Annotated in this window: 20 protein-coding genes; 14 read left to right on the plus strand and 6 right to left on the minus strand. The window is 38.6% G+C overall.

Annotated features, from left to right (window positions below):
- Window positions 1–308: 308 nt before the first annotated feature.
- The 4 genes from RM545_RS12995 (at window position 309) to RM545_RS13010 (ending at window position 3825) form a co-directional block, all read left to right on the plus strand.
- On the plus strand, window positions 309–1223 hold the full coding sequence (locus RM545_RS12995; protein ID WP_311495714.1) for a helix-turn-helix domain-containing protein: 915 nt from the start codon (window positions 309–311) through the stop codon (window positions 1221–1223).
- An 87-nt stretch (window positions 1224–1310) separates the two neighbouring features.
- A complete protein-coding gene (locus RM545_RS13000) occupies window positions 1311–1769 on the plus strand; it encodes a universal stress protein (RefSeq protein WP_311495715.1) in 459 nt (152 codons plus the stop codon).
- Between the two features lie 73 nt (window positions 1770–1842).
- The gene (locus RM545_RS13005) at window positions 1843–2415 is read left to right on the plus strand and encodes a Crp/Fnr family transcriptional regulator (protein WP_311495716.1); all 573 of its coding nucleotides are present in this window, start codon (window positions 1843–1845) and stop codon (window positions 2413–2415) included.
- Window positions 2416–2703: 288 nt separating this feature from the next.
- Complete coding sequence (locus tag RM545_RS13010) at window positions 2704–3825, plus strand: alkene reductase (RefSeq protein ID WP_311495717.1); 1122 nt, start codon at window positions 2704–2706, stop codon at window positions 3823–3825.
- A 109-nt stretch (window positions 3826–3934) separates the two neighbouring features.
- Here RM545_RS13010 and RM545_RS13015 read toward each other — a convergent pair whose 3' ends face one another.
- Window positions 3935–4951, minus strand: a complete 1017-nt coding sequence (locus tag RM545_RS13015; protein WP_311495718.1) for a zinc-binding alcohol dehydrogenase family protein — start codon at window positions 4949–4951, stop codon at window positions 3935–3937.
- Between the two features lie 197 nt (window positions 4952–5148).
- On the opposite strand from RM545_RS13015, the gene RM545_RS13020 reads away from it, so the two are divergent.
- From RM545_RS13020 to RM545_RS13055, 8 genes are all read left to right on the plus strand, one after another.
- On the plus strand, window positions 5149–6096 hold the full coding sequence (locus RM545_RS13020) for a polysaccharide deacetylase family protein (RefSeq protein ID WP_311495719.1): 948 nt from the start codon (window positions 5149–5151) through the stop codon (window positions 6094–6096).
- 178 nt (window positions 6097–6274) lie between these two features.
- Window positions 6275–6724, plus strand: coding sequence for a cold-shock protein (locus tag RM545_RS13025; protein ID WP_311484044.1), 450 nt, complete (start codon window positions 6275–6277; stop codon window positions 6722–6724).
- A gap of 132 nt (window positions 6725–6856) precedes the next feature.
- A complete protein-coding gene (locus RM545_RS13030; protein ID WP_311495720.1) occupies window positions 6857–8179 on the plus strand; it encodes a DEAD/DEAH box helicase in 1323 nt (440 codons plus the stop codon).
- A 15-nt stretch (window positions 8180–8194) separates the two neighbouring features.
- A complete protein-coding gene (locus RM545_RS13035; RefSeq protein ID WP_311495721.1) occupies window positions 8195–8686 on the plus strand; it encodes a peptide-methionine (S)-S-oxide reductase in 492 nt (163 codons plus the stop codon).
- Between the two features lie 156 nt (window positions 8687–8842).
- Window positions 8843–9145, plus strand: coding sequence for a hypothetical protein (locus tag RM545_RS13040; RefSeq protein ID WP_311495722.1), 303 nt, complete (start codon window positions 8843–8845; stop codon window positions 9143–9145).
- A 58-nt stretch (window positions 9146–9203) separates the two neighbouring features.
- Window positions 9204–9983 (plus strand): sensor histidine kinase, encoded by a 780-nt coding sequence (locus tag RM545_RS13045; RefSeq protein ID WP_311495723.1) that lies wholly within the window; start codon window positions 9204–9206, stop codon window positions 9981–9983.
- A gap of 194 nt (window positions 9984–10177) precedes the next feature.
- Window positions 10178–11623, plus strand: coding sequence for a pyridoxal phosphate-dependent decarboxylase family protein (locus RM545_RS13050; RefSeq protein ID WP_311495724.1), 1446 nt, complete (start codon window positions 10178–10180; stop codon window positions 11621–11623).
- Between the two features lie 258 nt (window positions 11624–11881).
- Window positions 11882–12238, plus strand: a complete 357-nt coding sequence (locus tag RM545_RS13055; protein WP_311495778.1) for a SpoIIAA family protein — start codon at window positions 11882–11884, stop codon at window positions 12236–12238.
- A gap of 150 nt (window positions 12239–12388) precedes the next feature.
- Here RM545_RS13055 and RM545_RS13060 read toward each other — a convergent pair whose 3' ends face one another.
- The 4 genes from RM545_RS13060 to RM545_RS13075 are packed head-to-tail and all read right to left on the minus strand — an operon-like array spanning window position 12389 to window position 16153.
- Window positions 12389–13516, minus strand: coding sequence for a carboxymuconolactone decarboxylase family protein (locus RM545_RS13060; RefSeq protein WP_311495725.1), 1128 nt, complete (start codon window positions 13514–13516; stop codon window positions 12389–12391).
- A 12-nt stretch (window positions 13517–13528) separates the two neighbouring features.
- Window positions 13529–14149 (minus strand): flavodoxin family protein, encoded by a 621-nt coding sequence (locus RM545_RS13065; RefSeq protein WP_311495726.1) that lies wholly within the window; start codon window positions 14147–14149, stop codon window positions 13529–13531.
- A 12-nt stretch (window positions 14150–14161) separates the two neighbouring features.
- Entirely contained in the window at window positions 14162–15013 is an 852-nt protein-coding gene (locus tag RM545_RS13070; protein WP_311495727.1) for a DUF4440 domain-containing protein, read from the minus strand.
- A gap of 30 nt (window positions 15014–15043) precedes the next feature.
- Window positions 15044–16153, minus strand: a complete 1110-nt coding sequence (locus RM545_RS13075; protein ID WP_311495728.1) for an alpha/beta hydrolase — start codon at window positions 16151–16153, stop codon at window positions 15044–15046.
- 279 nt (window positions 16154–16432) lie between these two features.
- Between RM545_RS13075 and RM545_RS13080 the strand changes: the two genes are divergently transcribed.
- Entirely contained in the window at window positions 16433–16795 is a 363-nt protein-coding gene (locus RM545_RS13080; protein WP_311495729.1) for a cupin domain-containing protein, read from the plus strand.
- Window positions 16758–17324, plus strand: a complete 567-nt coding sequence (locus RM545_RS13085) for a helix-turn-helix domain-containing protein (RefSeq protein ID WP_311495730.1) — start codon at window positions 16758–16760, stop codon at window positions 17322–17324. Before RM545_RS13080 ends, RM545_RS13085 begins: the two co-directional genes overlap by 38 nt.
- 38 nt (window positions 17325–17362) lie before the next feature.
- Here the strand turns inward: RM545_RS13085 and RM545_RS13090 are convergent, their stop codons facing one another.
- Window positions 17363–17881 carry a DUF4251 domain-containing protein gene (locus RM545_RS13090; RefSeq protein ID WP_311495731.1) on the minus strand — a complete coding sequence of 173 codons (519 nt, stop codon included), beginning with the start codon at window positions 17879–17881 and terminating at the stop codon, window positions 17363–17365.
- Between the last annotated feature and the right edge of the window lie 506 nt (window positions 17882–18387).

Here is an 18387-nt window from a genome sequence, read left to right on the forward strand (position 1 = left end):
GGCTTTAAAAAGCTGTTAGGAAAAAAATAACATCCTTTTGTAAAACAACCTGTGCGTTATTCATTTCAGGTTACCTTTTTGTACAATAAAACTTACTATAACCATAATTTTAACTAAACGTATGTTAAACATTTACTGTTTATGAACTTAGGCATTTAATTAAGTTTAATATTGTTAAAACTATTTTTCTGAAAACTATCCAAGTAAATTCCCTGCCCATTAACGATGTGTTAGAAGATATATCAAAAGCACTGGCCGTTCCATTAGAACGAAACTGTGAGGAATATTATGTGCAAATCCCTCCCCAAATGGGAAAGGGTACAATCAAGGGAATTAATTTTGAAAATGGACTCGGTTTTATACGCTACAGCTGTACCTTTAAAACAGATTTTGAAATTCAGTTCATTAAGTCAGAAGTCCATCCTTTAAGGTTTATTTATGCTCATCAGGGTACAGTAGGGCACCGTTTTGCAAACGAAAATACTATTCATCAAATTCAGAAATTTCAGAATATTATAGTTGCCAGTGAGCAAAATAATGGACATGTAATTTCTTTTTCAGCAGGGAGATCGACAATAATCAGCAGCATAGAAATCAGGCGTAGTGAGTTTAAGTCGAAAACAGAATGTGAAATTAAAAGCATGCATTCTGAATTTCGAGACTTGTTAACCGATGTAGAAGCCAGGAAGCAATTTTATTATGAAGGTTTGTATAGCCTCCACATTTCTGAAATGTTTAAAGAAATAGAGAATTTTCAGGAGCAGGATTTTTTGAATAAACTTTTTACTGAAGGTAAAGTGTACGAAATTATTGCACTTCAAATGTTGCAGTACCAGGATGATTTAAAAGATGTTGGTAACCGATCTCTGTTACGCCGGTATGAGGTAGAGCAAATAGAAAAAGCTGCAGAAATGGTAAAACAAGATATAATCAATTTTCACAACATAGACCATATCAGTAGAGAGGTGGGATTAAATGCCAATAAACTCCAACAGGGATTTCAGGATTTGTACTCCCAGACTGTTAATGGTTATATCAATAAAGTACGACTGGACCTTGCACAAAATCTTCTTTTGAATACCGATCTTAGCCTTGCTGAAATTGTAGATCGGATCGGTCTCATTAACAAAAGTTATTTTTCTAAAATATTCAGAGATAAGTACGCCATTTCACCTTCGCAGTACAGAAAAACTTACCGGAATTCCCACAATAGATCTCATTAAAAGCAGGTATAATTTTAACTGATTTTGAACTTTTTGAAACCATGTCTTTTTTGTAACTTCAGGTAATACTAAAACAACCTATCTGTTATGAAAAAAGTTCTTATCGCTCTCGATTATAATCCCGTTTCTGAACAGGTCGCAAAAGCAGGCCATGAGCTTGCTAAAAAATTAAACGCTCAAGTTTGCCTTATACACGTACTTACAGATGTGAGTTATTACGGGATGCAGTATCCTACTTTTATGGGCTACGATGGTTATAACCTTTCAGCCGATATGAACCTGTCTACTGAAATGAGAAATTTTGCTGAAGAATTTTTAAAAACGGCAACAGATCACCTTCAGGATCCTAATGCAGGTTATCATCTGGCCGAAGGTGAAACCGAAACCGCATTGCTAAATTATGCTGAAGAATGGAATGCAGATTTAATTGTGATGGGTACCCATAGTCATTCCACTCTGGAAAAACTGCTCGTAGGAACCATTGCTTCCCGGGTGCTGGAGAAAACAAAAATTCCGGTTTATATGGTACCAATTCAAAAGGAATAATTTCAGGAAAGAAACCTAACTTAGCAGGGTGCATAAAATGGCAATTTTCGTATTCTATATTTTTTAATTCTACATGCAAAATAAAATCCTGCAACACATAGAACAGGTTATTGATCTTGATCTTTCAGAAGAGAACGAATTCCTGAGCATACTTTCAGAAATTAGAATTTCCAAAAGAGAATTCCTGATTGAACCGGGGCAGGAAGTACTCTCAGAATTTTACGTGGTGAGCGGCTGCCTGGAAGCATATTATCTTGATGAAAGCGGAAACAGACATATAATTCAGTTTGCAGTTGAAGACTGGTGGATAAGTGACTTTGAAGCCTTTTTCAGCGGAAAAAAATCAGAGCTTTTTGTAGAAGCCATTGAAAATTCCCATTTACTGGAAATTCAAAAAAGTAATTTGGACACACTCTATAAAAGGATTCCAAAGTTTGAACGCTTTTTCCGAATTAAAACCACTAATGCCTTTGTTGCTTTGCGCGGCAGGATCATGTCTGCACTCCAAAAAAATAACAAGCAACGTTACATAGAATTTTGTGAGCAGTATCCACAAATCGAGCAGCGTGTACCGAACTCGCATATCGCAAATTACCTTGGCATAAAACCTGAAAGCCTTAGCAGGATTCGCAAAGAAATTCTCTAAGCTTAACAATGTTTAACAGCCTTCCCTAACATACATCAAGCACTTTATAACAGCCTTTTCTATAGTTTTGCACATAGAAAACAATTTTTCTGATAAAGGAAATCTATTTCATTTTCAGTAAAAAGTTTGAGCCTGACTTCTACATCAGGTAGATAACTCCGGCTTCACGGGAATTAAATTGCTATGAAAACTTTAAAATTCTGAAGTCGGTTTTACTGAAAAGAGTGAACCTTAAACAATTTCTGGGTTTACGATAAAAAAACTGAGTCATAAACGATATATAAAATTATGAGTATAGAACAAGCATTACTAAAAGATTATAATCTTAACGGAATCCAGTTATCAAACAGAGTGGTGATGGCCCCAATGACACGTAGTAGGGCTGATAATGACGAAAATAAGCCAGAAGAAGGTTTACACGATGTTTATTACAAGCAACGAGCCAGTGCCGGGCTGATAATTAGTGAAGGTGCACAAATTTCTAAAGAAGCTGTAGGTTATGTGAATACACCGGGTATTTACAGCAAAGCCCAGGTAGAAGGCTGGAAAAATGTTACAAAAGCTGTTCACGAAGCCAATGGCAAAATATTTATCCAGCTTTGGCACGTAGGTCGTATGTCACATCCAGATTTTCATGATGGGAAAGCACCATTGGCCCCGTCTGCCATTAATCCCGAAGCAAAATCCTTTACTCCCGAAGGTTTTAAAGATACCGTCGCACCAAGGGAAATGACAATAGAAGAGATTCAGCGAACTGTTAAGGACTTTAAAAATGCGGCTAAAAATGCTATGGAAGCTGGTTTTGACGGTGTGGAAATTCATTCTTCCAACGGCTACCTGCTGCACCAGTTCTTTAATGCAACTTCAAATCACCGTACAGATGATTATGGAGGGACAAAGGAAAAACGGGCACGTATTCTTTTTGATATTCTTGATGCAATTAAAGAAGTGATGCCGGAGAATAAAATAGGGTTAAGGTTAAATCCTTCACTTAACGGAATTTTTGGAATGATGATGGATGAGGAGACTATTCCAACTTTTGATTACATAGTCGAAAAGCTGAACGAATATAATCTCGCTTATCTTCATTTATCAGAACCTTTTAGTGATGTTTCTGATCTCCCGTTTGCAGAGACTGAAATTGCAAAACGTTACCGGCCAAAATATCATGGAACAATTATTATTAATGGTGGTTTTGACCAGGAAAAAGGGAATAAGGTCATAGAAGACGGCGATGCAGATCTTGTTGCTTTCGGAAAACTTTATGTTTCCAATCCAGATCTTCCGGAACGTTTTGAAAAGAATATTCCTTTGTCAGACTGGGATGAGGATACTTTTTACACCCCGGGCAAAGAAGGTTACCTGGATTATGAAGCTAGGACAAGGACAGAAGAAGTAGAAGGGGAATAAATTCCTGACCAAATATTATTTGCAGAAGTCCTGTGCTTATCTCAACAGAAAAAGTCCTTCTGAAAATTTTCAGAAGGACGAAAACTGTCATTTTACGCACAGGACTTTTTTAATATTTGATAACGTTTTTACCAATAGATTTTCCAGATTCCTGAAGTTCATGAACTTCCCTGAAGGTTTCGGCTTTTAATCCGTTAAAGGTCTTATTCAGTGTAGAAACCAAGATTCCCTCGTCAAGAAGGCTCGAGATCCTTTCCAGGATTTCATGTTGTTTATACATGTCTTCAGTTTTTAATGTAGGCCGTGTAAACATAAGTTCCCAGTGAAAAGCAACACTTTTATTCTTAAGCTTGTTTAGATCTACTGGATCTTTAGTTTCCACAATAGAACAAATATGGCCCTGGGGTTTAATTAATTCTGCCATAGCATTCCAGTGAATATCTGTATTGGAAAAATTAAGGATATAATCTACCTGTTCAAATCCTTTGCGCTTCATCTCTTTTTCCAGATCCTTATGATTCACCACCACATCTGCTCCTTTTTCGCGACACCATGCTTCTGTTTCTTCCCGGGATGCGGTAGCAATTACTTTATATTGGGTAAGTTTTTTAAGGATCTGAATACCAATAGAACCAACTCCGCCGGCACCTCCAATCACCAGGATCACCTTGTTACTTCCGCTATTTTCAGTTATAGGGAGTCTTTCAAAAATGCTTTCCCACGCGGTGAGGGAGGTGAGGGGCATGGCTGCGGCTTCTTCCCAAGATAATTTTTTGGGTTTATGGCCGGCACTTTTCTCGTCGATGAGCTGATATTCTGCATTACTACCGGGTCGGTTAGCTACTCCAGCATAGAATACTTCCTCTCCTTTTTTGAAGTTTTGGACATTTTCTCCAACTTCCTCAACAGTTCCTGCAGCGTCCCAACCAATAATTTTCGGACTTTCCAGTTCTTTATCCTTAGCTGAATTTTTCCTGATTTTGTAATCTACAGGATTTACAGATACTGCTTCAATTTTTACCAGAAGGTCATTTTCCCCGGGCGTGGGTTTTTCGGTTTCAAAATCAATAAAACTATTTTTTTCCTCTACAGGAAGGCTTTTTTTAAATCCTACGGCTTTCATCATTTTCCAATTTTTTATTTGAATTAAATTACAAATTAGATGTGGGACTTGCAATTGAATTCCTTGCACATATTTCAGAAAATCTTTTTTGAGTTTTTATGGATCTTGTAAGAGTATAGGAATCATTATAAAAGGAGAAGTAAGAGAATTTTTATTTATATTTAAATCAGTACCTAACCACCAACTAATTTATTCTTATTATGAAATTTTTAATTAGGTTAATTCCCCTGTTTTCTTTTACCTTTTTATGCTCCACAACCTGGTCGCAGGATGCTTCTGTAACTATTGCTGAACAACTGGGATATCCCAGGGATGCAAAGCTTCTTATTATACATGCCGATGATGCCGGAGTTTCACATGCTGAAAATATTGCGACCATAGCAGCAATGGAAGACGGGATTGTAAATTCTGCAAGCATCATGGTACCCTGTCCCTGGTTTCCCGAAATTGCAGCATACGCTTCTCAAAATTCAGAAAAGGATTTCGGGTTGCACCTAACCGTTACCAGTGAATGGAAAAACTACAAATGGTCATCTGCCAGCTCTAAGAACGAGGTAAAGAGCCTTATAAATCCCAATGGTTATTTTTATCCTCTTGTAGATAGTGTGGTGGTAAATTCCAACGCAAGAGATGTAGAAAAAGAGATTAATGCCCAGATAGAGAAAGCACTTAAGTATGGAATAGATGTTACCCACCTGGATGCGCATATGGGTGCTGTAATGAGTACTCCAGAATTTTTGGAAGCGTACATTAAAAAAGGAAGGGAATACCGGGTTCCGGTTTTGTTAAGCAACGATCTACCTGCTCTGGAAGAACTAAAAACCAGGATGGACCTTACGTCTAAAGATGTTATTGTAGATCATTTATACCAGGCAAGCCCTGAAACTTTTAAAGGAGGAATGGAAGCTTTTTATGAAGATTTGCTTAACAACCTTGAGCCGGGATTATCTTGTTTCCTTATTCACCTTGCGTTTGAAAATGAAGAAATGAAGGCAGTCACCATAGATCATCCAGACTGGGGGGCCAGGTGGCGACAGGAAGATTATGATTTCTTTACAAGCCAGAAATCCAGGGATCTGCTGGAAAAAAATAATATTGTTCTTGTAACCTGGAGGGAAATACGCGATAAAATTGTTAGGGCTCAGTAAATTACAATTCGAATTAAGAGACCTTTATTTACAATTAAAACGCTTATATTTGCAACCGTTAATGAATATACTATCATATTTCTTTCCTAAATTTCAAGATAAAAATGGTCAGCATTTTTATTTTCCCCATATAATTACTAATTTATACTTATAAACTAAAAACAACTTAAATAGACGAATGGCAAAATCTCAACAAACATTTAATAAAATCGAGAAAGAAAAACAACGTGCAAAAAAGCGCGAGGAGAAGCGTAAGAAGAAAGAAGAACGCAAATCAAGCTCCAAAGGAAGTTCTTTTGAGATAGCCTATGTTGACAAAAATGGAAATCTTACAGATACTCCACCAGATCCTGCAGACAAAGTAGAAATTGATGCTTCGGAAATTGAAATTGGTGTCCCGAAGAAAGTTGAAGGTGAAGAAGAGGATAAACATGCACCAAAAGAAGGAAAAGTTTCTTTCTTTGATCACTCCAAAGGTTTTGGTTTTATCATAGATAGCAATACGCAGGAGAAGCATTTTGTGCATGTTAGTGGGTTAATCGATGAGATTGATGAAGATGATAAAGTTACTTTTGAACTTGAGAGAGGGATGAAGGGAATGAATGCGGTTAGGGTAAAAAAGATCTGATTACCAGCTCAAATTAAAATCACAGGAATTTCCTGTAATATTTATACACTTGAAAGCTCCATTTTGTGGAGCTTTCTTTTTCTTTATACCCTTTGTAAGAACTTCTTCGGAATAAAATTATAAGCAATCCAGATGGCCACAACAATGAAAAATCAACAGGAAATACTTGAAAAGCTTGGAATAAGGGAACTTAATCCCATGCAAAAAGAGGCGCTGGTTTCGATAAAATCAAAAAAAGACACCATTCTTTTATCTCCAACAGGAACGGGAAAAACCCTGGCTTTCCTGCTTCCGGTAATCGAAGAACTGGACGCAACGCTAGAAGAAGTGCAGGTTCTAATCCTTGTACCTTCCCGAGAACTGGCAATACAAATAGAGCAGGTAACCCGGGAAATGGGATCTGGATTTAAGGCCAATGCCGTTTACGGTGGCCGTGCCTTTTCCAAAGATAAAATAGAACTTAATCACCCGCCGGCAATTCTTATCGGTACGCCGGGTAGAGTGGCAGATCATCTTAGAAGGGAAACTTTCTCGGCTGAAAATATTAAAATTTTGGTGCTGGATGAATTCGATAAATCCTTAGAAGTGGGATTTGAAGCTGAAATGAAGGAGATCATCAGCTTTCTTCCGCAGCTTAAAAAGAGGATACTCACTTCTGCAACGCAAAATATCGATATTCCGGCTTTTGCAGGATTACAAGATCCGCAAACGATCAATTATCTGCAGGAAGCTGTTGCGGGATTGCATACAGAAATAGTGGTTGCCCCCAAGCGTGATAAGCTGGAAACGCTTTTGAAACTGTTGCAAAGCACGGGAAATGAACCCGGTATTATTTTCTGTAATTTTAAGGATAGTATTCAGGAAGTCAGCGACTTTTTGCAGAGGAACGGAATGCCGCACGCATGCTTTTCCGGAGGAATGGAGCAAAAAGACCGGGAGAGAGCGCTTATAAAATTCAGGAATGGAACGCACCGTCTCATTATCGCCACAGATCTTGCGGCGCGGGGAATAGATATTCCGGAGATCAAATTTATTATTCACTATCAACTTCCGCATAGGAAAGAAGAATTTACCCATAGAAACGGAAGAACTGCCAGGATGCACGGAGAAGGGACAGCCTATGTACTTCAATATGAAAAAGAAAGTCTGCCTGAATATGTTACGCCGGACAGTTATACGAAAAAGGTTGAAAGTAAAGTCCAAACTCCAGAGCCAAAGCAAATAAAGTGGACTACTTTATTTATTTCAGGAGGGAGAAAAGATAAAATTTCTAAGGGTGATATCGCCGGATTATTTCTTAAGCAGGGAAATCTCGCCAAAGAAGAATTAGGAGTTATTGAGCTGAAACAGGATTGCGCTTTTGTTTCTGTACCACCCTCAAAAGCCGAAAAACTGGTCCGGGAGTTAAATAATACACGGCTTAAAAAGAAAAAAGTAAGGATTTCACGGGTTTAATGGCAATACAATGTTATGGCGGCAGATTCTAAAATTGCTTTGGGTGGCGGGTGCCACTGGTGTACAGAAGCCGTTTTCCAGGCTTTAAAAGGGGTGACCAAGGTAGAGCAGGGCTATGTCGCTTCAACAGGGGAGCATTCCGCGTTTTCAGAAGCGGTTATTGTCCATTTTATTTCTGAAGAAATTCCGTTGGAGCGTTTAATTGAAGTTCATTTGTACACTCACAACAGCACTTCCAACCACAGCATGAGATCCAAATACAGGTCGGCCATCTATTATTTTAATTTTAGTCAAAAAGTGGAAGCTGAAAAAGCACTAACGACCTTGCAAGCTTATTTTTCTGAAAAACTCATCACCAAAGTTTATCCTTTTGGAGTTTTTGAGCTTTCCAGGGAAGAAATCAGGGATTATTATATCAAAAATCCCGAAAAACCCTTCTGCAAAACCTATATCGAGCCTAAATTGAAGCTCCTTTTGCAGCAATTTTCAAAAGAATTACGGGAATAGCTTTAGATTTTAAGATTTAAGGTGGAGTAGGGGCGATAATTCGAAAATGGCAATTATCAGGCTGCTATAGAAAAATTGGCTTCCGAAGAAATTGCGGTGTAAAAGATAGTATTGCTCGAGTTTTACATGTCACTTAATTTAACTTACCTTAAACCAATGAAAGCAGCAGCAAAATATATTGAAGAGCATACACACGATATAATAGATTTATGGGAAGAAAAAGTCAATAAAGAGATATCGGCTTCCGAAACTACAAATTCCATGGTTTTGCGTAACCTTCTGCCCAATCTACTGGAAGACATTTCCACGGTACTGAAAAGGAACGAGGGCAAGAAAAATTTTCTAAAGGAGGAGAATTGTTCTGAAATTGTAAAAAAAAAGCATAGACCATGGGAGGCACCGCGCTACGTCTTCCCATTATACGGTCAAGCAAATTATAAGGGAGTACATTGTTCTTAACCAGGCCCTAACAGAGCTCTTAATATCCAAAGACTTACATAGCGAAGATATCAGCGTCTTGCTCACTTATATCCTGGAAACCTCCATGAGCCATTCTGCAAGCTCCTTTACAGATTCTATCCAGGAAATGCGTGAAAAACTGGTAGGAACCCTTGCCCACGACATTAGAAATCCTATCTCTGCAGCTTATTTTGCAATTGATATTATGAATTATGCCGATGGGGAAGAAAAATTCAATAAACTTAAAAAAACGACCAGGGAAAGTCTTAAAAGGTCTATCGATTTAATGGAGGGTTTGCTGGATGCCATTAGTGTAAAAGCCGGGGAGGGGGTGACACTTAATTTTCAGAAAGGTAATATTGTTGAGGAGTTGAAAAGCGTGTACGGCGAGGCAGCTCGTATTTATGCTAACGAGATTGTTCTTGAATGTGATGAGGATGAAATTACCGGCGTCTACGACGGAACTGCAGTTAGAAGAATCCTGGAAAACCTGATTACCAACGCCATAAAATACGGGGCACAGGACAAACCTATAAGAATTATACTCAAGAAACATGAGGAGAAATTAAAGCTTAGTGTCCACAATTTTGGAGATCCAATTGCCTCAGGAAACAAGAAAATTATTTTCGATTTTTTAAGCCGGACAGATAAGGAAGCTTCTGGACAATTGCAAAGTTGGGGCATGGGACTAACTTTTGTAAAAATGGGGGCCGAAGCTCATGGTGGTCACGTAGAATTGATAAGTAATGAAGAAGAAGGAACTATTTTTTCTGTGATCCTTGATATAAAATCAAACGAACCCGGTAAAAAACGGGCAAGACTCAACCTTTCTGATTAAAGTTTTGATATTGCAGGAAAACTACCATAGTACAAATAAGTCCTTTGATAATGCTCTAAAAATGCCAGTTTTCGAGCTTTAGAAGATAGCTGCTTCCGAAGAAATTCCTAATCATTGGCGCAATAGTAGTACGATAATTGGCATTTTAGACACTGCTCTTATTTTCGCTATTTTTGTACTGAAAAGAACTCCTGATGGACGATTTAAAAAAGCAAATTCTGGCACTAAGCAAGATTTCCAGCACGTTGGAACCTTCTGAAGCTCAACGTGACGGGATATTTAAAGAAGTACAGCAATATGCGAATACTTTTCTGAACAATTTGCTCTCTACAAAAGCTTATTCTTCGGAAAAGGCTAAAAAAGAAGCTTTTTCTATTACTGCTGAAGTAAAACCGCTCAAGAAAATACTCGAAATTTATGATTCTGAAGTTGCAGATAAAGGAATCCATCCCGCTTCCGGAGGTCATCTGGGATATATTCCCGGTGGCGGAATTTACACTTCGGCACTGGCAGATTATCTTGTGGATATTACAAACGAATACGCCGGACTCTCATTTGCATCGCCCGGAGCTGTGGCTATGGAGCACGAATTGCTGGACTGGATGAAATCCCTCTTTGGATTTCCTGAATCTGCTGTTGGAAACCTGACTTCCGGTGGTTCTATCGCTAATATGATTGGATTAACGGCAGCGCGGGACAAGCACAAAATTAAAGGTGCGAAAATCGAAAAAAGTGTGGTGTATCTTAGTCCGCAGCTGCACCATAGCTGCTTAAAAGCCCTGAGGATTATTGGTCTTGAAGATATTATCATCCGTCACCTTCAGCTGGATTCGAATTCGAAAATAATTCCGGAGGATTTTTCAGAAAAACTTCAGAAGGATAAAGAAAACGGACTGGAACCATTTCTGCTGATTGCTTCAGGAGGAACTACAGATACCGGTGCCGTAGATCCGTTAAAGGAACTGGGCGAAATCGCTAACCAGAATAAACTGTGGTATCATATTGATGCTGCTTACGGCGGATTTTTTATCCTCACAGAACAACGGAAAAAGCTTTTCGAAGGAATAGAAATGGCAGATTCACTGGCTGTGGATCCTCATAAAGGCCTCTTTTTGCCCTTCGGCCTGGGAGCGGTGTTGGTGAAAGATAAAGAGGCCGTTTTCCATTCCCATCACCACAGCGCCAATTATATGCAGGACGCTCATGCTGAAGTGAGCCGGGTAGATCCCGCAGATGTTTCTCCGGAACTTACCAAACATTTTCGTGCGTTACGATTATGGTTGCCACTGCAATTGCACGGAATAGCACCTTTTACAGCCTGCCTGGAAGAAAAATTACTGCTTACCCGCTACTTCAGGGGAAAAATGCTGGATTCAGGATTTAGGGTAGGCCCGGAACCTGACCTTTCGGTAACCTATTTCTGGTGGCCCCGGGATGAAAATGAGGATGAATTCAATAAAAAAGTGCTCAAGGAAATACATGAGGATGGTACGGTTTTCCTGAGTTCCACATTAATAGACGGGAAATTCGTAATACGGCTCGCTGTACTTTCTTTCCGAACAAAGATAGAAACTATAGATAGGGCAGTGGAGGTGTTAATTTCAATAGTTCGAAAGTTGGAAATAAAGTTTAAGGTTTAAAGTTTATTGTGGATTGTTTTTAAAGGTAAAGAGTAAAAGAAGGAAAAAGTAAAAAAATATATAGGAGCGGATTTGGGAACCGTTTGTAATTGATAGATGCAATTTTTCTAAAAACCCGAACTGCAGACACATAATATTATGTAAAATAGAGCCCTTTCAATTTTGATCTGTACTAAAGAAAAGCTAAGTTTTTGCTATAGTCTTATTTACTGGTTAACTTAAAGTTGAATCAGAAAAAAAAAGATATCTACACAAAAAATAGATTTAGGAAGTGAACATGCCGTTGGATTTAGATGGGAAGGAGATTTTGACGAAAAAGCTTTCAAGGAATCGATGGTGCAATTTCTTCCGGAGTTTAAGTCCCGGAACGAGATGAATATTTATATGGAAATTTCCGGTATTGGAGAGGTTGAGGGATCAGCTGTTTGGGAAGATGCAAAATTTGCGATCAACAATTTAAAAGAACTTGCTGATAAAGTTGATAAGATCGCCCTGGTAACAAACGAGTCCTGGATGCGAAACATGGCCGAAGCTTCTTATAAAATGATTCCGGGAATAAAGTTAAAAGCTTTTACTTCTGAAGAAAAAACAGCTGCAAAGGAATGGGTTGTTTAGAATTAGCCAAGTTATTTATAAAATACCGTTGTAAAATATACAGTTTAAATTCTCCTAATGATATAACTGAACTATAATTTATATTATGTAAAATACAATAATTCCGATGTCTCTCCGTCCTCTCTCACAGATTCTTTCTTAGATAGACCATTAATTTCTATATTTTTTATCCGATACCGTTTCAAACCACTCAGTTGGTCCATTAATCCTGCTGGTAATGGCAATTTGGACAAATTCTTCCTCAGGCCCCGCACCGTGCCAGTGCGGAGTATTTGCAGGGCATTTTATAATATCTCCTTTTTTCAGGATTTTCTTTGGGCTACCTTTTTCCTGGTAATATCCTTCACCTGAAAGTGCTAAAATGATCTGGCCATTAGGATGCTGATGCCAATAAGTTCTGGCTTTGGGCTCAAAAGTGACCACTCCCACAGAATTCCTATTAACTTCATCTGCGGTGACCAGCATTTCTAACCAGGCCGTACCGGTAAAAACGGGATTTATGATCTTTTCTCCCCGGGGATATATTTTTTCTATATCCATATATTCAGAATACTGGTCTGGATCAATAGGATCATCTGAAGTGATTTCAGCAAAAAGTTTCCTGCCTTTAAGAGCAGTTCTCTTATCAATATCTGTTTCTATAATTTTCAGGATTTGTAAAATCTGAGGTTCGGTAACGCCCAGTCTCATACTTATCTTCATATGCCCTTTAACCATTGGGGCCAGATCTCCCATAGTTAGTAAAGCTGTAACCGTGGCAATTTCCCGTTCTTTAAAAGATAATACGCCTCTTTTAAAAATATCGGCAAACAAATGCTCTTTCAGAAATACTTCAATAATGGGTACCGTTTTAGCATAGCCCGCTTTTGGCCTGTCTTCAACCCCGGTTAAATCGGCCAGGACTTCTTTTCCAATTTTATATTTATCACCATCTTTGAGATCTGTCGGCTCTTCCCCTGTTTTGTCTTCAATTCCCCTTTCTTCCCTGTTCTCCAAAACTTCAGTTAGTGTATTAATGGCCATAAGACTTCGCGGAAAACCACAATACGCATAAAGATGAACAAGCTCCTCCTTTACCTTATTAACACTAAGCCCGCTATCCAGGCCTTCATTTAAAGCCTCCTGTAAGGTTTTAAGATCACCTTTCGCGGTAGCCGCTGAAATCCTGGCAATACTATATTCTTCAGCACTTAATCCCTGAGATGCCGTTTGTGCGGAAACATAAAGATTGGCCATGATAAGTAAAGTGATAATTAAACCGATGTTTCGCAATTTCATAATTCTTTAATTCTAAGATTTTTCCAATAATCCGATCTTGGTTAACCATGTTACAACCTGATCTTCAACCCTTTCTTTACGTTCTCCTTTTATCGCCAGTAAAACCCCTTTCTTTTCATAACCTCCTTCTACCGAAAAACCTTCAAGAATCTTACTGTTAGGACATATTTCTCTTAACTGATCAAATCCCCGGCCTACTCCATAACCTGCATTGGTATTGAATGGAATTAGCGTTTTACCGCTTAGATCATTTTCGGTTAAAAAACTCTTCATTGGCGGGGGCATTTGGATATCCCAGGTTGGGAAACCTACAAACACAATATCATAATCTCCCAGATCTTCAATTTTCGTCTTTAATACAGGTAAATAGTCTTGTTCATTCTCACTGTCAACCTGGGCTACGATTTCTTGATAATTTTGAGGATAGGGATCCTGCTTTTCCAGGGCTACTAATTTTCCACCAAGCTTATCCTGAATAATTTCTGCAACTGCTTGCGTATTTTTAGTCCGCGTTAGGTAAACAATGAGGACTTTTTCATTTCCTGAAATTTCTGAAACAGGCATTTCTTTCTCAATTTGGGTATTACCGCCAACCGAAAATAAAAGGCTCAGCAACAATAAAATCACTTTCATCGCATTTATTTTTTATTCTTCGGAAGGAGCAGACAGCTGTTTTACAAAAGAAAGATTGGCGAGTTTCCATTCGCCTGATTCCTTCACATAGACCTCGGTCACGATAAACGGGTTTGTAACTTCATTACCACCAACCACCGCAAGTAGTGTAATTTCATTTAAAACAATAGCGGTATTTCCAACAATATCGGCTGAAACACGATGGATATCTGCTTTTTTATAATGGATACCGCCGCTTCTTATCACTTCAACTTCACGGTCCTTTCCCCAGCTTCCGCCCATATGAACAAATTCTGCCTCTTCATGAAATAAGTCCGCAAGTTTATCGGCCTCCTTATTGGCCATCCATTGCCATTTCTTTTTTGAAAGATCTATAATTTCCTCTTTTGAATTTTTACTGGATAAAGCCGAAGCCTTAATGGCATTATAAGTTTCCGCAGTTAGGGTATCGGTCCATTTTGTAGGCGCATTTCCGCTAATTGCAATATAGGTAACCGGGTTATTGGGGGTTGCACCATGCCAGTGTTCAACATCCGGAAGACATTTCACAACATCTCCGGCACGAAGCACCTGCACTTCTTTTCCCTTTTCCTGGTAATAACCTACCCCGTGGGTTATTAATAATAACTGTCCTTTTGGATGCAGGTGCCAGTTTAGTTTAGAACCTTCAGCAGATACGGCCTGGGCAATATTAAAATCGAAAGTTTCATCTGCTTCAAACACGTGGCTCAACCAAACATCGCCCGTGTGATGCACATTTGGTGCTTTTTTACCTTTCGGAAAAATACTCTCCTGGGCCAACAGGAAGTTTGGAATTAGTATTCCTATAACCAGAATCAGATGCCAGTTTTTTATGATATTCATGTTTTGAGTTATAAAAATTAGTTTCTTGTTTTAATCCAGACCTTTTTGTTTCAGCCATTCAAACAAATGTTCCGCCACCTCTTTATTGTTAAGGTCTGACATCGGGAAATGCGTATTGCCTTCCAACCCTATTTCAGGAAGGGGGACTAAGCTCACATCTCCCCCATATTTATTTACCGCATCACGCCATTTCCCGGCCATCGCAAGAGCTACCCGCCATTGCTCCTTTTCCGGATTCTGAACAGGCTCCTCCGGAATATAATCCCCATAGTAAATAATAATAGGAATTTTAGTGAGCTTTTTAAATTCAGCCATAGGGACTTCCCTGGCGCTAAGCTCTCCACCAAGATAAGGCTTTGGTTCAGGCAATTCAGCTTTAGGAAAGACGAAATTACTACCAGGTTCATAGGAAGCGATTGCCTTAATGTTATCATTTTCAAGAGCCGTGAGCCATCCTTGCCCGCCACTGTGGGAATGCGTAACCAGGATACCTGGCCCTATTTTATTAAATAATTCTGAAACGGCGGCAATGTTTATATTAATATTTAAAGGACCTGTATCTGGCGTTATTTGACGGAAGAACTGATTTAATGCTTCAGGATCTTTGGAGAATTGAACGCCGGGATAAAAATTATTACTCAGCCCCAGCCTGAAAATTCCAAACCAAAGCTGATCGTCGGTAGCAGCATTAATTGTAATGGGTTCTGTACTCCTTCCGGAATTTCCACGCCTTGGCTGATCTATGAGATAAATTGAAAAATCTTTCCGTAAAAAGATGCTTTGGAATCCTTCCCGGCCATCGGGAGTGGTTTGCCAGGTCTTCATAGACTGGCCGTAACCATGCCAGAACACCAAAGGAAGCTTTCTTGCGTTTACAGGCTTCTGGTAAAATACAAATGCGTGGTCTCCATGCAGGCTTTGGCCTTCGGTGCTTTGATTGCCGGGATTAAAAGCTCCATCTTGTATAGGATCAAAAGTTCCCGGACTTTCTTTTACTGTGCCTCCCACAGCAAAACTGCCTTGCTCCTTCAGGACAATTTGGTTGGAGGAAAAGGATTTAGAACCCGAACAAGCACCAAGAAATACAGGAATTCCCAGTATGAGTAAAACTATTTGTAATTTTCGATAAAGTTGTTTCATCTTATCAATTTCAGTTTTCTTCAATTTGGTAAAGTATTCTCCGTTCAGAATTAGCTTATACAAATATCAGTTAACCTTGAATTCTATGTGGTATACAGATTACTGATATTCTTACCATTATTACTAATAGTTCAATTTCTTAAAACTCTGATTGGTATATTTGTTTTGAAGTAAATTGCTTCGGGGCAAGCCCACGAAGCATTAAGAAGAAATGATTTTCGATTTCGAGGCAAGCCTCGGAGCATTAAAATCTCGATTATCGAGTAAACAAAAAGCCTTATGGAAGAGATATTGAAAGTGGAAAGCATTACCCAATACAACACACTTAAAGAGATCAAGACAAGACATCCATTAATTACATCTTTTGACAGCGGTACGGCAAAACCGTTGTCTAGCGGAAAGTTCAGCTTTGAGTTTTATGCGATCTTTTTAAAAGGAGTGAACTGTGGGGAATTGAAATACGGCAGGAATACTTATGATTATGAAGAAGGGACTATGGTCTTCATGGGACCAGGTCAGGTTGTTGGTATTAAAAGTGAAAAGGATTATAACCCAAAAGGCTTTGCACTTCTTTTCCATCTTGATTTTGTTAAAGACACTTTCCTTGCAAATAAAATCCATACCTATTCATTCTTCATATGATCTAAATGAAGCCCTCCATTTATCAGATAAAGAGCAGCAGATCATCACTGAATTATTCTTAAAAATAGATTACGAACTCGATCAGAATATCGATAAACACAGTAAAACCATCATCACCAGTAATATTGAATTACTTTTGAATTATTGTGAGCGATTTTATGACCGGCAATTCATAACCCGCGAAGATTTAAACCAGGGAATAGTATCAAAATTTGAAGGATTGCTGAATGAATATTTTCAGTCTGAAAATCCTCAAAAATACGGCCTGCCTTCCGTTGGTTATTTTGCTGAACAATTGAATCTTTCAGCAAATTATTTTGGGGATCTGATAAAAAAAGAAACCGGTAAGTCGGCTCTGGATCATATCCACCTGAAATTGATAAATGTTGCTAAAGACCGGATTTTTGATACCGATAGCTCTGTTAGCCAGATCGCCTATGAATTAGGATTTAAATATCCGCAGCATTTCAATAGAATGTTTAAAAAGAATACCGGATATACTCCAAATGAATATAGAAATCTTAGTTAAATATTTTTAGCCAACACTAGAATTTGCAGTTTTCCAATTTATTCGTTTTCTTCTTTCAATGGCTCCAGGTCACCACGGTAACTTATCGCATCCCGCTGGTTACTGTTCACTGAGGTTTCAGCGTTTCCGTTTGGATGGAGGTTTATGTAGAAACTCAAACTTTCGGTGCCCATCTTCCCATCAAATTTTATCCTGATGTTTTTGTTTTCCCGATTTTCTATTATCTCCAGATCTTCTGTAGGTCCTTTGTATTCTATACCACCGCCTTCGCCATATCCGCCACCGGACTGCCGTACGCCAAAATACGGAAGGAAAACATCTGCACTGTCTCCTTTAAAACGTATAAAATTTGGATTACCAATTAAATTAATCCGGCCTCCGCGTAACGGGATCGCCCACTGGTTTTCAATTTCGAACCCGCGACTGTTTACCAGTTCCTGCAGCTTCTCATAAGCTTTCAAATCGGAGTCTGATGTCCGACTCCTGCTTCCTCCGCAGGATATCAAAGTAACGCACATGACAAGCAGCAGATATCGAAATAAGGCTATTTTCTTCATATGTAATATTTTCTATGTTATGAGGAAGCTACGAATTTCTTTCTAAAAAAGAAATTAGAATCCTTCCGGTTTTCTTTCTGCATAGAGGTCGAAAATTGACATTTTTAATCTCTGGTTCATTAATTGAGCGTTTATTTTATCACTATTGGTTTGAGAGCATAAAAATTCAATACAAAATCTTCATTTACTATTAAAATTAAGGGAAAACATCAGTTTCAACTAAAAAAATTAGGTTAAATAGGATCATTTGCTGCTCCTGGTTACATATTTCAGCATTAGCTGAATTTTCTTCGAAGAAATAAAACCAACTTTTCTCCAGCTTAAAGTTATTTTCAAACTGTATCCTGAAAATGGCAATTATCGTGCTCTAAGACGGTCTTCAGTTAATCTTTTTCCGCGAAAGCGACAGTTTAAAAATACTGTTCTTAAATTTTCAATGTTTGTCTTTGTTCCTGGCTCTTTCAGCTAAGCGCTTCTGCGTCTTTTTAAAATCTTCTTCCGCAGAA

This window comes from Autumnicola lenta, from assembly GCF_031846515.1.
In the GTDB taxonomy this organism is placed as follows: Bacteria; Bacteroidota; Bacteroidia; order Flavobacteriales; family Flavobacteriaceae; genus Autumnicola; species Autumnicola lenta.